Source organism: Enterobacter cloacae complex sp. P1B (assembly GCF_014982345.1).
GTDB classification, from domain to species: Bacteria; Pseudomonadota; Gammaproteobacteria; order Enterobacterales; family Enterobacteriaceae; genus Enterobacter; species Enterobacter bugandensis.
In genome coordinates this window covers 173156-188760 of sequence record NZ_JADCLF010000017.1, presented here as the reverse complement: position 1 = coordinate 188760, position 15605 = coordinate 173156, and the positions used below count along the sequence as shown (strand labels likewise).

At 55.3% G+C, this 15605-nt stretch carries 13 protein-coding genes; 8 read left to right on the top strand and 5 right to left on the bottom strand.

Going from position 1 to position 15605, the window contains the following annotated elements:
* Both INF77_RS23360 and INF77_RS21540 read left to right on the top strand, forming a co-directional pair.
* Window positions 1-591, top strand: a 591-nt coding sequence (locus INF77_RS23360) for a hypothetical protein (protein WP_227415171.1), incomplete at its 5' end; no start/stop codon positions are given.
* 232 nt (window positions 592-823) lie between these two features.
* A complete protein-coding gene (locus tag INF77_RS21540) occupies window positions 824-1303 on the top strand; it encodes a type VI secretion system tube protein TssD (RefSeq protein ID WP_069732560.1) in 480 nt (159 codons plus the stop codon).
* A 103-nt stretch (window positions 1304-1406) separates the two neighbouring features.
* Here INF77_RS21540 and clpA read toward each other — a convergent pair whose 3' ends face one another.
* Together clpA and clpS are read right to left on the bottom strand one after the other, a co-directional pair.
* Complete coding sequence (clpA, locus tag INF77_RS21535; RefSeq protein ID WP_193531981.1) at window positions 1407-3686, bottom strand: ATP-dependent Clp protease ATP-binding subunit ClpA; 2280 nt, start codon at window positions 3684-3686, stop codon at window positions 1407-1409.
* 27 nt (window positions 3687-3713) lie between these two features.
* On the bottom strand, window positions 3714-4034 hold the full coding sequence (gene clpS / locus INF77_RS21530) for an ATP-dependent Clp protease adapter ClpS (protein ID WP_006174393.1): 321 nt from the start codon (window positions 4032-4034) through the stop codon (window positions 3714-3716).
* A gap of 267 nt (window positions 4035-4301) precedes the next feature.
* On the opposite strand from clpS, the gene cspD reads away from it, so the two are divergent.
* Complete coding sequence (cspD, locus tag INF77_RS21525; protein WP_006809408.1) at window positions 4302-4523, top strand: cold shock-like protein CspD; 222 nt, start codon at window positions 4302-4304, stop codon at window positions 4521-4523.
* 70 nt (window positions 4524-4593) lie between these two features.
* Here the strand turns inward: cspD and macB are convergent, their stop codons facing one another.
* Window positions 4594-6534 (bottom strand): macrolide ABC transporter ATP-binding protein/permease MacB, encoded by a 1941-nt coding sequence (gene macB / locus INF77_RS21520; RefSeq protein ID WP_126817690.1) that lies wholly within the window; start codon window positions 6532-6534, stop codon window positions 4594-4596.
* A complete protein-coding gene (gene macA / locus INF77_RS21515) occupies window positions 6531-7646 on the bottom strand; it encodes a macrolide transporter subunit MacA (protein WP_041910641.1) in 1116 nt (371 codons plus the stop codon). The genes macB and macA overlap by 4 nt, the downstream gene beginning before the upstream one ends.
* Window positions 7647-7805: 159 nt before the next feature.
* Here macA and INF77_RS21510 point away from each other — a divergent pair, with 159 nt between their 5' ends.
* Window positions 7806-8762 (top strand): VirK/YbjX family protein, encoded by a 957-nt coding sequence (locus INF77_RS21510; RefSeq protein WP_048960575.1) that lies wholly within the window; start codon window positions 7806-7808, stop codon window positions 8760-8762.
* Here INF77_RS21510 and INF77_RS21505 read toward each other — a convergent pair.
* A complete protein-coding gene (locus INF77_RS21505; protein ID WP_193531982.1) occupies window positions 8759-10417 on the bottom strand; it encodes an ATP-dependent endonuclease in 1659 nt (552 codons plus the stop codon). The two genes, INF77_RS21510 and INF77_RS21505, sit on opposite strands and share 4 nt — an antisense overlap.
* 291 nt (window positions 10418-10708) lie before the next feature.
* Between INF77_RS21505 and aqpZ the strand changes: the two genes are divergently transcribed.
* The 4 genes from aqpZ (at window position 10709) to hcr (ending at window position 15260) form a co-directional block, all read left to right on the top strand.
* On the top strand, window positions 10709-11404 hold the full coding sequence (gene aqpZ, locus INF77_RS21500; protein ID WP_028012545.1) for an aquaporin Z: 696 nt from the start codon (window positions 10709-10711) through the stop codon (window positions 11402-11404).
* Window positions 11405-11584: 180 nt separating this feature from the next.
* Window positions 11585-12484 (top strand): lysine exporter LysO family protein, encoded by a 900-nt coding sequence (locus INF77_RS21495; protein ID WP_028012543.1) that lies wholly within the window; start codon window positions 11585-11587, stop codon window positions 12482-12484.
* A 144-nt stretch (window positions 12485-12628) separates the two neighbouring features.
* Window positions 12629-14281 carry a hydroxylamine reductase gene (gene hcp / locus INF77_RS21490; RefSeq protein ID WP_193531983.1) on the top strand — a complete coding sequence of 551 codons (1653 nt, stop codon included), beginning with the start codon at window positions 12629-12631 and terminating at the stop codon, window positions 14279-14281.
* Window positions 14282-14291: 10 nt separating this feature from the next.
* Window positions 14292-15260, top strand: a complete 969-nt coding sequence (gene hcr / locus INF77_RS21485; RefSeq protein ID WP_193531984.1) for an NADH oxidoreductase — start codon at window positions 14292-14294, stop codon at window positions 15258-15260.
* Window positions 15261-15605 lie beyond the last annotated feature (345 nt).

The following is a 15605-nucleotide window of genomic DNA, read 5'->3' as shown; positions in this document are numbered from 1 at the left end:
GGTCTGGAGGATGGCGTAACACGATTACTTTATTATACTTCTTGTCTTACAGACAATTATCAAGATGTGTGTAATAAACTAATATCTGAGGATAAAAGATTTTTGTTTTCTCTGTATGAACTGATAAAGCATCGGGATGTTATATTCCGGATGATAAAAATATACATTGAAACACTTCTAAAAAATAAGAGTGAAGTAGAAAAAAAATCAATCCTTGAGAAATTAACACCCTTTACAACACACTACTCTATAAAATACATTTCAAAAAATGGTTTAATATATACTGTGACATCTTATATATGCTACGGGAATAAGATGAGTTTAGTAGTACAAGATGCATTAATGAAAAAAATTGGTAGCAGAGTCGGATGGGTGGTGGGAGGCGCAAATATTTATGGCATTGTTCAACATGCTGCTGAAAGTGCAAATAATCTAAAATATTATTGTCCATTATTTTATAATGCTTTATATAGAGAGGGATTAGAAATGCTGTATTTCTTGATCGAACCGATTATCCTGAAAGCAGGATATCTGAATATTAGCTTAGCCTCGAATGAGGAAATTACCCAAGCATTAAAGAGAATGATGTGATAATGTTTAATTTGATAAATGAATTTCTTTGGCGTTGTGTTAAGCGTTTATTTACCAGTATTAAAGGTGATTGCATTAATGATCTTATAGGTTGGGGGATTATTTTTTTATTATAATGATCTCCATTTTCGTTTCGGCTCTAGTAAATAATAACAAGGTTTCATTTATAATTATCGCCTCTATAGTAGTGACTATATTTTCATTAGTACTTTTTTATAAAGGAAAAAAATAAATGTCTATACCAGCATATATGTGGCTTACCGATGAAAATAACTCACCTATAATGGGGGAGTGCTTAATGCCTACACGATTGGGTTCGACAGAACTTAAATCGTTCAATCATTCTGTATGGATCCCTACAGATTATAACACTGGAAAACTTACTGGTACGCGCCTACATGTTCCAATTACATTTGAAAAAGAGATAGATCGCCTCACTCCCTATTTATTCAGGGCGGTATGTCAGGGTAGAACACTTAAAACTGCTTTAATAAAAATGTACAGGATTAATGAAGCAGGAATAGAAGTAGAATACTTTAATATAAAGATGGAGAACGTAAAAATTACAAGGATTTCCCCCATTTTATTTCCAATGGGCGTTGCAAGTAAGCATATGGAAGAAATTGAAATTCGTTATGAATCTATAGAATGGATTTACTGTGATGGGAACATAATGTTCAAAGACTCATGGAATGAAAGAGCAGTAGCATAAAAAAGGACTCCAAAGAGTCCTTTTTCTGATATGCCCATACGTCTCTTTACTTGCAAACACAAAAACGGCAACCGAAGTTGCCGTTTTGCTTTTACCTTTCAACTCAGTGAGCCGCTTCCGGCTTGTGCTTCGCCGCACTCTGGAAATCGTACGTCAGCTCGTTCTTCGCCTGATCCAGCGCCACGGTCACCTGACCGCCGTCCACCAGCGAGCCAAACAGAAGCTCGTTCGCCAGCGGTTTCTTCAGGTTGTCCTGAATCACGCGCGCCATCGGACGGGCCCCCATCGCGCGGTCGTAGCCTTTCTCGGCCAGCCAGTTGCGGGCCTCCTGGCTCACTTCCAGCGAGACGCCTTTCTGATCCAGCTGAACCTGCAGCTCGACGATGAACTTATCCACCACCTGATGGATCACCTCGGTAGACAGGTGATCGAACCAGATAATGTTGTCCAGACGGTTACGGAACTCCGGCGTGAAGATCTTCTTGATCTCCTCCATCGCATCGGTGCTGTTATCCTGGTGGATCAGGCCGATGGATTTGCGCTCGGTTTCACGTACCCCGGCGTTAGTGGTCATCACCAGCACCACGTTGCGGAAGTCCGCCTTGCGCCCGTTGTTATCGGTCAGCGTCCCGTTGTCCATCACCTGCAACAGGATGTTGAACACGTCCGGATGCGCTTTCTCGATTTCATCGAGCAGCAGTACCGCGTGCGGATGCTTGATCACCGCGTCGGTGAGCAGGCCGCCCTGGTCAAAGCCCACGTAGCCCGGAGGTGCACCAATCAAACGGCTGACGGTGTGACGCTCCATATACTCGGACATATCAAAGCGCAGCAGCTCAATGCCCAGCGCTTTGGAGAGCTGAACCGTCACCTCGGTTTTCCCCACGCCGGTCGGACCGGCAAACAGGAAGGAACCAACGGGCTTGTGGTCATGCCCCAGGCCGGCACGGGCCATCTTGATCGCTTCGGTTAAGGCCTCAATGGCTTTATCCTGACCAAAGACCAGCATTTTCAGGCGATTGCCGAGCGTGCGCAGCGTATCGCGATCGCTCTGAGAGACGCTTTTCTCAGGAATACGCGCGATGCGGGCGACCACGGACTCGATATCCGCCACGTTAACGGTTTTCTTACGCTTGCTGGCCGGCATCAGGCGCGCACGCGCCCCGGCCTCATCAATCACGTCAATCGCCTTATCCGGCAGGTGACGGTCGTTGATGTATTTCACCGCCAGCTCCACCGCCGCACGCACCGCTTTCGCGGTGTAACGCACGTCGTGGTGCGCTTCGTACTTGGTTTTCAGGCCGTTGATGATCTGCACCGTTTCGTCAACCGACGGCTCGGTGACGTCGATTTTCTGGAAACGACGCGCCAGCGCGCGATCTTTCTCAAAAATGTTGCTGAACTCCTGGTACGTCGTGGAGCCCATCACGCGGATCTTGCCGCTTGAAAGCAACGGTTTGATCAGGTTTGCCGCATCCACCTGGCCACCGGAAGCCGCACCTGCGCCGATGATGGTGTGGATCTCATCGATAAACAGGATGCTGTTGGTATCCTGCTCCAGCTGTTTTAACAGCGCCTTGAAGCGTTTTTCAAAATCACCGCGGTATTTAGTGCCCGCCAGCAGCGAGCCAATATCCAGCGAGTAGATGGTGCAGTCGGCAATCACTTCCGGCACGTCGCCCTGCACAATGCGCCAGGCAAGACCTTCGGCAATCGCCGTTTTACCCACGCCTGACTCGCCCACCAGCAGCGGGTTGTTCTTGCGGCGACGGCACAGCACCTGAATCGCGCGCTCCAGCTCTTTATCGCGGCCAATCAGCGGGTCGATGCCGCCAACGCGAGCAAGCTGATTAAGGTTGGTGGTGAAGTTTTCCATATGATCCTCCCCGCCTGCTTGCTCTTCATTGTTATTGACCTGATTGCTGGAATCCGATGCCTGGTTAGGCTCGTCTTTGCGCGTTCCGTGAGAAATAAAGTTAACCACGTCGAGGCGGCTGACTTCGTGTTTGCGCAGCAGATAGGCAGCCTGTGACTCCTGCTCGCTGAAGATGGCGACTAAGACGTTTGCGCCAGTCACTTCGCTACGTCCGGAAGACTGGACGTGGAAAACCGCGCGCTGCAGCACGCGCTGGAAGCTGAGCGTCGGCTGCGTGTCGCGCTCCTCTTCACTGGCTGGCAGCACCGGTGTGGTTTGTTCGATGAAGGCTTCGAGTTCCTGACGTAGCGCCACCAGATCCACGGAGCAGGCTTCCAGCGCTTCGCGGGCAGATGGGTTGCTAAGCAGTGCGAGCAGTAAATGCTCGACGGTCATAAACTCATGTCGGTGCTCACGCGCTCTGGCGAAAGCCATGTTTAAACTGAGTTCCAGTTCTTGATTGAGCATAGGCACCTCCCCCAATTTTATGCCTTATCAGGCCTTTTCCAGCGTACACAGCAACGGATGCTCGTTCTCCCTCGCATAGTCGTTCACCATCGCCACTTTGGTTTCCGCCACCTCGGCGGTAAAAATGCCGCAGATAGCTTTGCCACGATAATGAACGGTAAGCATCAGTTGCGTTGCACGTTCTACATCATAAGAAAAGAACTTTTGTAGCACGTCAATAACAAATTCCATCGGCGTGTAATCATCGTTCATTAACATAACTTTATACATAGATGGCGGTTTTAGCGCGTCGCGCACTTTATCTTCCGCCAGCTGGTCAAAATCCAGCCAGTCGTTGGTCTTACCCATTTTGCATAACCACTTTGAATCTACCTCAGATGTTAGATAACAATCATCTATTACTGTCATCCGCGATGTCTGTCACAAACTGTTGCAATAGCGTTAACTGCTTCAAACTTTGGTTGATTATTGTCCCAACTCCAGCGCCAAACGCTTGACGACGTCTTTCGTTTATCTAAATTGTACAAGCGTGAGATGGCGAGGTTTTGAACAGCCCCCACTCCACCACCGGTTCATTCCATCTTAATTTATAAGATTTACGAAGGATGTCGAAGCATGGAAATGGGTACTGTTAAGTGGTTCAACAACGCCAAGGGGTTTGGCTTCATCTGCCCCGAAGGCGGCGGCGAAGATATCTTCGCTCACTATTCCACCATTCAGATGGATGGTTACAGGACGCTCAAAGCCGGGCAGTCCGTCCGGTTCGATGTACATCAGGGACCAAAAGGCAATCATGCAAGCCTAATCGTACCCGTTGAAGCAGAAACGGTTGCATAGCTCTCTGTTTTATTGTGTACATCACGCAGTCAAAATGCCAGCCCGATCGGCTGGCATTTTTATTTTCGGGTTATTCCCGAGCCAGCGCGTCCACCGGATCCAGCCGCGCCGCGTTGCGCGCAGGCAGCCAGCCAAACAAAATCCCGGTAAAGGTGGAACACAAAAACGCGGTGAGTATCGCCATCGGCGAGAAACCAATCTCCCAGCCGGGTAAAAAGAGCTGGAGCGCAAAGGCAATCATCATCGAGAGCGCAATGCCCATCGCGCCGCCCACCAGGCATACCAGCACCGCTTCAATTAAAAACTGCTGAAGCACGTCGCTGGCCCTGGCCCCGACTGCCATGCGGATGCCAATCTCCCGGGTGCGTTCAGTTACCGACACCAGCATGATATTCATCACCCCGATACCGCCAACGACCAGCGAGATCACCGCCACCAGCGTCAGGAACAACTGAAGAGTACGTGTGGTCTTTTCCGCCGTTTTCAAGAGGCCGTCCATATTCCAGGTGAAGAAATCCTTCTTCCCATGGCGCAACGTTAACAGCCGTTCCAGCTGCTGTTCCGCCAGCGCGCTGTCGTAGCCCTCCTTCACGCGCACGGTGATGGAGTTAAGCCACGACTGGCCCATAATCCGCCCGGAGATGGTGGTATACGGCAGCCAGACGCGCAGGATCTTGCTGCTGCCGAACATCGACTGCTTCTCTTCCGCCACGCCAATGACCGTGGCAGGCATGTTGCCGACGAGGATCACTTCGCCCACCACGTTCGCTTTATTGGGGAAGAGCTGCCTGCGCGAGTTGGCGTCCAGCACCACCACCTGCGCCCTCCCCGCCAGCTGCTCGGCGTTGAAGGTGGCGCCTTCGCTGAAGGTCATGCCGTAGACGTTGAAGTAGTCGCCGCTCACGCCGTTGGCGCTGGCCGCCACGTCGATATTGCCGTAGCGCAGACGGAGGTTTTGCGAGACCGCAGGCGTGGCGGAGTTCACCCACGGCTGCTTCTGAATCGCCGCCAGATCGTCATACTTGAGCGCCTGCTGATACTGCGGCTCGTCGTCGCCGAAGTCTTTGCCGGGATAGACGTCAATGGTGTTGGTCCCGATGGCGCGGATATCCGCCAGCACCAGCTGCTTGGCCGCGTCGCCCACCACCACAATCGACACCACCGAGGCAATACCGATAATGATGCCGAGCATGGTCAGCAGGGTGCGCATTTTGTTGGCCGCCATCGCCAGCCAGGCCATGGTCAGCGCTTCACGAAAGCCGCTGGAGAACTGCGCCCAGCCGGTTGACGCAGGCAGCGCTTCCTTCGGTGCCGCCGCGCGGGACTCACGCGGCGGCGGGTTGCTCACCAGCTCGCCGTCGTGGATCTCTATAATGCGTTCGGCCTGCTTTGCCACCTGCGGATCGTGGGTCACGATAATCACCGTGTGGCCCTGATCGCGCAGCTGGTGCAGGATCGCCATCACCTCTTCGCCGGAGCGGCTGTCGAGCGCCCCGGTCGGTTCATCCGCAAGGATCACCTGCCCGCCGTTCATCAGGGCGCGGGCAATACTCACGCGCTGCTGCTGGCCGCCGGACAGCTGCGACGGCTGGTACTCCACCCGCTCCGCCAGCCCCAGACGCGTTAACAGCGCCTTCGCGCGCTCAAGGCGTTTCTTCCGCTCAACGCCCGCATACACCGCGGGAACCTCCACGTTCTGCGCCGCGCTCAGGTGAGAGAGCAAGTGGTAACGCTGGAAGATAAAGCCAAAGTGTTCCCGGCGCAGCTTCGCCAGCGCGTCGCCGTCCAGCGTCGAGACGTCCGTCCCGGCCACGCGGTACGTACCGCTGGTGGGTTTATCCAGACAGCCGAGAATGTTCATCAGCGTCGATTTACCGGAGCCCGATGCGCCTACAATCGCCACCATCTCGCCCGCTTCGACGCGCAGGGAGATGCCCTTCAGCACCTCCACCGGGCCGTCGCCGGACGGATAGCTGCGACGAATGTCCTTCAGCTCAAGCAGCGCGGTCATTTAGCGGCTCCGGGCAGGCTTTCGCTGACAACAACCTCCTCGCCCTCTTCCAGCCCTTTCTCCACCACCACGTCGGTGTCGTTGCGCGCGCCAATCACCACCTCGCGCTCGCGCGTTTCACCGTTGCGCAGCACTTTCACCTTATAGCGATTGTCCCCGGCGGATTCACCCAGCGCGGAGAGCGGAACGGTCAGCACGTTCTTCACGCCGGTCAGCTGGATGTGCACCTGCGCGGTCATGTCCAGGCGCAGCACGCCCTTCGGGTTTGGCACTTCAAAACGCGCGTAGTAGAAAATGGCGTCGTTAACCTTTTCCGGCGTCGGCAGAATGTCTTTCAGCACGCCTTCGTAGCGGGTCTGCGGATCGCCGAGTACGGTAAACCAGGCATTCTGACCTGGCTTAAGATGGATCACGTCCGCCTCGGAGACCTGGGCCTTCACCAGCATGGTGCTCATGTCCGCCAGCGTCAGAATGTTTGGCGCCTGCTGGGCGGCAATCACCGTCTGGCCCTGCAGCGTGGTAATTTGCGTCACTTCCCCGGCCATCGGCGCGACGATCTTTGTGTAATCAAGATTGGTTTTCGCCGTATCCAGCGAGGCCTGGTTACGCTTGATTTGCGCGTCGATCGTGCCAATCTGCGCCTGTTTCACCGCCAGTTCAGTCGCGGCGGTGTCTAAATCCTGTTTGGAGATAGCCTGGGTTTTCGCCAGCGCCTGCTGGCGGGTCAGCGTTACCTGCGCCAGGTTACGCTCTGCCTGCGCCTGCGCACGCTGCGCGCGCAGCTCCATCAGCGTCGCTTCCACTTCGCGGATCTGGTTCTCAGCCTGCTCGGGATCGATAACGCCAAGCAGCTGGCCTTTTTTCACCTTGTCGCCAATCTCTACCGACAGCGTTTTCAGCTGGCCGCTGACCTGAGCGCCGACGTCAACTTTGCGCAGCGCATCAAGTTTGCCCGTCGCAAGGACATTTTGCTGCAGTTCACCCGGACGAACGATCAGCGTCTGGTACTGCGGCACAGGCGCGTTAAGCACCTGCCATAACCAGAATCCACCGGCTACAATCACCAGCGCCAGCAGCAGAAACAGCGTTCTGCGTTTTCCCTTGAGGTTCATAAATATTCCAAATAAATGTTCTGGCAATAATAAACGTTGATTCTATCTAAACGACTCCTTAACGAAACCCCTGTTCTCCGAAATCACCCTAATTTGTTTACAAGACGTTGATATTTCCCCTGCTGAAATAGCGGTATTCCAAAAGACTCAGGATTTATCATGTCTTCTATCGTCGATACACCTCTTCCAAACCTGACGCAGCCGATATCCGGCTGGCAGCTCTTCAAAAACCTGGCGTTCGGCAAGATCGCGCCCGGCCTTGCATGGCAGAACCCCGCCTATCGCCGTAAGTTCATGCTGCGTTCTCTGGCGACGCCCGTGAGCACCTCTCGCCTGTTAACAAACCTCGCTAAGCAGCCGCGTCTGATGCAGATGCTACAGGTGCAGCCCGGTTTGCCGTGTCGGCTTCATCGTCCCTGGCTGACGGTGAAGATGGATCGCCAGCACGCGCTGGAATCCCTGAACTGGCATTATCAGGCCATGAGCCGCCAGCTCCCGGCCACGCTCCTGAAGGGCTATCTTTCGACACAGGGGACTACGCTGCTGACCTTAACCGGGAAAGATGAACAGCAATTTACCGTCCGCCTGTGTGCCGATGCGTTCCTGGATAAAGAGGGAGAGGCCACCCTCACCTTCTGCGACGTTCAGAATACGGTGCTGGCGGAGCTAACCTTTACGCTCTGCCAGTTTGAAGGAAAATCGACGCTGTTCATCGGCGGTTTGCAGGGCGCGAAAGCGCATGTTCCCCATGAGCTGATCCAGAAAGCGACGAAGGCCTGCCACGGTCTGTTCCCGAAACGCCTGCTGGTTGAAGCCGCCATGACGTTCGGCGCCGCATTCCCGGTCGCGCAGATTGTTGCCGTCAGTAATGCCACCCATATTTATCGCAGCTGGCGCTACCGCAAGAAAAAAGAGGGAAAACTGCTGGCCGATTACGACGGCTTCTGGAGTTCCCTCGGTGGGGAAAAACAGGAGAGCGGCCACTTTATGCTGCCGCTTGCCATGCCGCGTAAACCCGTGGAAGAGATCGCGAGCAAAAAACGCGCCGAATACCGTCGCCGCTACGCGCTGCTGGATAGCCTGATTCAGCAGGTGAAACAGGCGACCGAACGTTAATCCGCCCTTCCGCGTGCCAGCCACAGCACGCGGGAGAACATTTTCCGCAGCAGGGTCGGAACCGCCTCTACGCCCCGCCTTCCCGCTTCCGTCGCCACTTCAATGGCTAAGTCCGGTTTCGACGAGCGGTGAATAGCTTTGGCGATCACGCGCCGCATGTTCATCGGGACGTCGACCGGCACCATCGCAATGCGGTGGAAGACGTCGTCAAAGCCCTGACGGTACATAAAATGCTCCATGTCCATCGCGGGCAGCATCGTTAAATGATCCCGTTCTTCTTCCCGCTCGTTGTTCAGCAGGCTGCGCACGGTTGAGGCATATTTTTTCCCCGCCTCGTCGCCGTCCACCAGCACATGCCATTCAATTCCCATTCGGCGGGCAAATTTTATCAGCGGTTTTAATCCCGACTGGGCAAATTCGATCACCTTAATACCTTCGGCATCAAAATGGTGACCGCACTGGCGCGCCAGTTCGTTGATGACCCAGGTCTCCGTTTCCCCTTCCACCAGCAGCCAGCAGCGGGCGAAGAGCGACGAGGCGCGATTAAAGCGTATATGAAACGCGATTCGCCGCCCGTCTTCGGCGTTCATCCCGCCGGGCCCGAGGCGGTATGCGGATACGCGGGAGGACTCGCGCACCAGACGGCAGATGTGCTCCACCGGCGTCAGCGATAGCAGCTCACCGGAGTTGGTGGTGGTAATCCGCTGGAGCGGCAGCAGATTCAGCAGGTGCCACGCCACGGAGAGCATGATGGGGTGCAGGCGCGTTTCCGGATCTTCCACCAGCAGCAGCGGGCGGGCATCCCGGTCAAGACGCACGGTGCCCTTCGCCTGCAGAAGCGTTGAAAACAGCCCCAGCAAAATCACCCGATGGGTACGCCCGCCGGGCCGGTCGATCATCCGGTTGATGATGTCGAGATAGCGCCAGCTGCGCTGTTCATCATGAGAACGGCGGCGCATCAAACGATGGCGCGACTCCGCGGTGCCCTGCTCGGAAAAATAGTGCTCCAGCAGTTGCACCATCGCCGACAGCCCCTGACGAATTTGACCATCGGTGAGGTTTTGCGGACGCGACACCAGCTCTCGCGCCAGGAAATCCAGCTCGCGGGCGGTGACTTCCACCTCCGGCATATTCGGTACGGTGCCGTTACGAATACGGCGCATAAAGCGCGCATCGCGCAGGCGTAACACCGGCGTCAGGCGGATAAGGTGACGCGCCAGATCGTCGATATTCTCCAGCGGAATCGGGTTGGCTTTCTCATCGAGGAATTCACGCAGGGTAAGTACCCCCTCGTTTTCCGCCATCTCACCTTCCAGCCGATAGAAAATCCGGTGGAAACCGTCGTCGCAGGGCACCCAGCAGGGCGACAGCGGGCGGAAGCGACGCACGCGGTGACGGCCGGGTTCAGATTCACGGAACGTCAGGATGATATGCAGGTGCTTCTCGCGGCCCGCGATATCGCCGGGCGGGAACCAGAAATCATCGTGGACGAAGTGATACAGCTTGTCTTCGGGTGAAAGCAGCAGCGTTAGTGCATCAAGCAGGCTGGACTTACCCCACGCGTTCTCGCCGATCAGGACGTTGTTCTGCTCCAGCTGCAGCGACAGGCGGTTAATACCGCGAAACCCGACAATTTCCACACGTTCGAGAAGCATAAATCCCCCGCGAAATAATCACTTTTTCCTTTAAGTTATCAGCAGTATAGCGGCAGGAACCCTGGCATGACAGCAGAACATTCACCCTTGCGGGATTTGAACTATGCTCTATTTACCGCTGATTTGAACAAGGATTAACATCACATTGCCTTAAATCAAATTAACCGAATTTATTTAAGTGGCGAAGGGATGTTGTTGGTTTTTAAAATACGGGCTCTTTGAGTCGTCATCCCTTTATGGCGATATATCCCGCGCGCGGGAAAACGCGTGGAAAATTATTTTGAGGTGGTTATGTTTAGAAAATTGGCAGCAGAATGCTTTGGTACATTCTGGCTGGTATTTGGTGGCTGCGGTAGCGCCGTTCTGGCAGCAGCATTCCCGGAATTAGGTATTGGTTTTGTCGGCGTCGCGCTGGCATTTGGCTTAACCGTATTAACCATGGCTTTCGCCGTGGGGCATATTTCCGGCGGTCATTTTAACCCGGCGGTGACATTAGGCTTATGGGCGGGCGGGCGTTTCCCGGCGAAAGAGGTTATTGGCTACATCGTGGCGCAGGTGGTTGGTGGTATTATTGCGGCGGGCGTGCTGTACGTCATTGCCAGCGGTAAAGCAGGTTTTGACGCGGCGGCCAGCGGCTTCGCCTCTAACGGCTTCGGCGAACACTCTCCGGGCGGTTATTCCATGCTTTCTGCCATTGTAATTGAAATTGTACTGACCGCAGGCTTCCTGCTGGTGATCCACGGTGCAACAGACAAACACGCGCCTGCAGGCTTCGCGCCCATCGCCATTGGTCTGGCGCTGACGCTGATCCACCTGATCTCCATTCCGGTGACCAACACCTCCGTTAACCCGGCGCGCAGCACCGCCGTCGCCATTTTCCAGGGCGGCTGGGCGCTTGAGCAGCTGTGGCTGTTCTGGGTGATGCCGATCGTCGGCGGTATTCTGGGCGGCGTGCTGTACCGCACTCTGCTGGAAAAACGCGATTAATCTTTCCCTCCCTCTCCCCGTGGGAGAGGGTCGGGGTGAGGGCAACAGGCCGCACCCCCACATAGACACAAGCCGGGTAAGGCGCAGCCGCCGCCCGGCTTTCTTTTGCCGCTTTACTGAGCAGCCTTTATTGGGTAGTGTCTCTGGCGCTTAACAGAAACTCAAAAGGACCGGCTGTTCATGTTTTCAGGACTCCTCATTATTCTGCTGCCCCTGATTGTGGGCTATCTTATTCCGCTGCGTCATGAATCGGCCTTAAAGCTTATTAACCGTTTTCTCAGCTGGATTGTTTACGTCATTCTGTTCTTTATGGGGATCAGCCTGGCCTTCCTGGATAATCTGGCGACAAATTTACTTTCCATCCTGCATTATTCTGCAGTCACCGTGGTGGTTATTTTGCTGTGCAATATTGCCGCCCTGCTGTGGCTGGAACGCACTATTCCGTGGAAAAATAATCACCACCAGGAAAAGCTTCCCTCCCGAATTGCAATGGCGCTGGAATCATTAAAGCTCTGCGGCGTCGTGGTGCTTGGATTTCTTCTGGGCCTTACCGGATGGACATTTTTGCAGCACGCGACGGACGCCAGCGAATATACCCTGATCTTCCTGCTGTTCCTGATTGGTATTCAGCTGCGAAATAACGGTATGACGCTGAAACAGATTGTCCTGAACCGTCGGGGAATGATCGTTGCCGTTATGGTTGTCGTCAGCTCCATGGTCGCGGGCGTGATTAATGCCTTTATTCTCGATCTGCCGCTGAAAACCGGCCTGGCGATGGCCTCCGGGTTTGGCTGGTACTCCCTCTCCGGTATTCTACTGACCGAATCCTTCGGCCCGGTGATCGGCAGCGCCGCCTTCTTTAACGATCTGGCGCGAGAGCTGATTGCCATCATGCTGATCCCGGGTCTGGTTCGCCGCAGCCGCTCGACGGCACTGGGCCTGTGCGGCGCCACGTCGATGGACTTTACCCTGCCGGTCCTCCAGCGTTCGGGCGGGCTGGAGATGGTGCCCGCAGCCATCGTTCACGGCTTTATTTTGAGCCTGCTGGTTCCCGTCCTGATGGCGTTTTTCTCTGCCTGATACCTCTGTGGCGGTAGGGCTCCTGCCGCCAAAATTGCGCTAAATCAATCTCCCTCTATTTTGTCGCAGAAAGCTCTTTTCACCGTTCTGGCACAGGCATACCCTTAAACATGTATATTAAATATAACTTTTACAGGTGTGATTATGTTTTGTGTGCAATGTGAACAAACCATCCGTACCCCGGCAGGCAATGGCTGCTCTTACGCGCAGGGTATGTGCGGTAAAACCGCAGAAACATCAGACCTGCAGGATCTGCTGATAGCCGCCCTGCATGGTCTTTCCGCCTGGGCCTTCAAAGCCCGTGAATACGGCATCGTCGACCATTACGTCGACAGCTTCGCGCCGCGCGCGTTTTTCTCCACGCTGACTAACGTCAACTTCGATTCTCCGCGCATCGTCGGCTATGCCCGCGAAGCGATTGCCCTGCGCGAAGCTTTGAAAGCGCAGTGCCTGAATGCCGATACCAGTGCCCGCGTGGACAACCCAATGGCGGAGCTTCAGCTGGTGAGCGACGACCTCGGCGAGCTACAGCGCCAGGCCGCAGAATTTACCCCTAATAAGGACAAAGCGGCGATTGGCGAGAACATCCTCGGCCTGCGTCTGCTGTGCCTGTACGGCCTGAAAGGTGCAGCGGCTTATATGGAACACGCGCACGTTCTCGGGAAGTCAGATAACGACATTTACGCCCAGTACCACAAAATTATGGCGTGGCTCGGCACCTGGCCTTCCGACATGAACGCCCTGCTCGAGTGCGCAATGGAAATCGGCCAGATGAACTTCAAGGTCATGAGCATTCTGGATGCCGGTGAAACCAGCACTTACGGTCATCCGACCCCGACGCAGGTCAACGTCAAAGCGACCGAAGGCAAATGCATCCTGATTTCCGGCCACGACCTGAAAGATCTCTACAACCTGCTGAAGCAGACCGAAGGCACCGGCGTTAACGTCTATACCCACGGCGAAATGCTGCCCGCCCACGGCTACCCGGAACTGCGTAAGTTCAAGCATCTGGTGGGTAACTACGGCAGCGGCTGGCAGAATCAGCAGGTAGAGTTCGCCCGCTTCCCTGGCCCTATCGTGATGACCTCCAACTGCATCATCGACCCTACCGTGGGCGCGTATGACGACCGCATCTGGACCCGTAGCATCGTCGGCTGGCCGGGCGTGAGCCACCTTGAAGGCGACGATTTCGGTCCGGTTATCGAGCAGGCGCAGCAGATGGCGGGCTTCCCGTACAGCGAAATCGAACATCTGATCACCGTTGGCTTCGGTCGCGAAACGCTGCTGGGTGCGGCAGATTCTCTGATTGACCTCGTCAGCCGTGAAAAGCTGCGCCACATCTTCCTCGTTGGGGGATGCGACGGCGCGCGCGGCGAGCGTAACTACTTCACCGATTTCGCCACCAGCGTGCCGGATGATTGCCTGATCCTGACCCTGGCGTGCGGTAAATACCGTTTCAACAAGCTGGACTTCGGCAACATCGAAGGCCTGCCGCGCCTGATTGATGCAGGCCAGTGCAATGATGCTTACTCGGCCATCATTCTGGCGGTCACGCTGGCGGAAAAACTCGGCTGCGGCGTGAACGATCTGCCGCTGTCCCTGGTGCTCTCCTGGTTTGAGCAGAAAGCGATCGTCATTCTGTTGACCCTGCTTTCTCTCGGCGTGACCAACATCGTAACCGGCCCGACCGCGCCAGGCTTCCTGATGCCGGACCTGCTGGCGGTGCTGAACGAGAAATTCGGTCTGCGTTCCGTGACCAACGTTGAAGATGATATGAAGCAACTGCTGAGCGCGTAAGGAGCGATTCATGACCATGCCAACCTCACAATGTCCGTGGCGGATGCAGGTTCATCACATCCATCAGGAGACGCCGGATGTGTGGACGCTGTCGCTGCTCTGCCACGACTACTATCCGTACCGTGCGGGCCAGTATGCGCTGGTCAGCGTTCGCAACTCGGCGGACACGCTTCGCGCCTATACGATCTCCTCCACGCCGGGCGTGAGCGAGTACATTACGCTCACTATCCGCCGCATTGATGACGGCGCAGGCTCCCAGTGGCTGACCCGTGACGTGAAGCGCGGGGATTACATCTGGCTGTCTGACGCGCAGGGGGATTTCACCTGTGACGATAAGGCAGACGATAAATTCCTGCTGCTGGCGGCGGGCTGCGGCGTAACGCCGATCATGTCGATGCGCCGCTGGCTGGCGAAGAACCGCCCGCAGGCCGACGTGCAGACAATCTTCAGCGTGCGCTCTCCGGAAGATGTGATTTTTGCCGAGGAGTGGCGTGATTATCCGGTGACGCTGGTGGCGGAACACAACGCGACCCACGGTTTTGTGCCCGGTCGCCTGAGCCGCGAGCTACTGCAAAGCGTGCCGGACATTGCGAACCGTACCGTGATGACCTGCGGCCCGGCGCCGTACATGGATATCGTGGAGAAAGAAGTTAGAGCGCTTGGCGTGACCCGCTTCTTCAAAGAGCAGTTCTTCACGCCGGTGGCGGAAGCGGCAACCAGCGGGATTCAGTTCACCAAACTGCAGCCCGCACAGACCTTCTTTGGCCGCGTGGGCACCACGCTGCTGGAAGTGCTGGAAAGCAACAAGGTGCCGGTAGTCGCGGCCTGCCGTGCGGGCGTGTGCGGCTGCTGTAAAACGAAAGTGGTTTCAGGGGAATATACCGTCACCAGCACCATGACGCTGTCCGACGCGGAAATTGCCGAGGGTTACGTGCTGGCGTGCTCGTGCCATCCGCAGGGGGATTTGGTCCTCGCATAAGCAATAAACGTTCGATCGTAGGCCCGGTAAGCGTCAGCGCCACCGGGCTTTTTTGCCGGGTGGCACTGCGTTTACCCGGCCTACGTTGTGCATGCTGCCTGTACGGCAGTGAACAAAGGCGATCAACCCGGTGCGCAGGGCGTACTTTTCTAAGCTGCCTGTACGGCAGTGAACCACTACAGTGTTAACTCGGTAACATTGCATATTTTCTAAGCTGCCTGTACGGCAGTGAACACAAGCTGCCGAACAACCTGCGCCACTGCCTCTTTCTAAGCTGCCTGTACGGCAGTGAACCGTGCCAGTTTTACGCGCCTGGTACTCTTCCTTTTCTAAGCTGCCTGTACG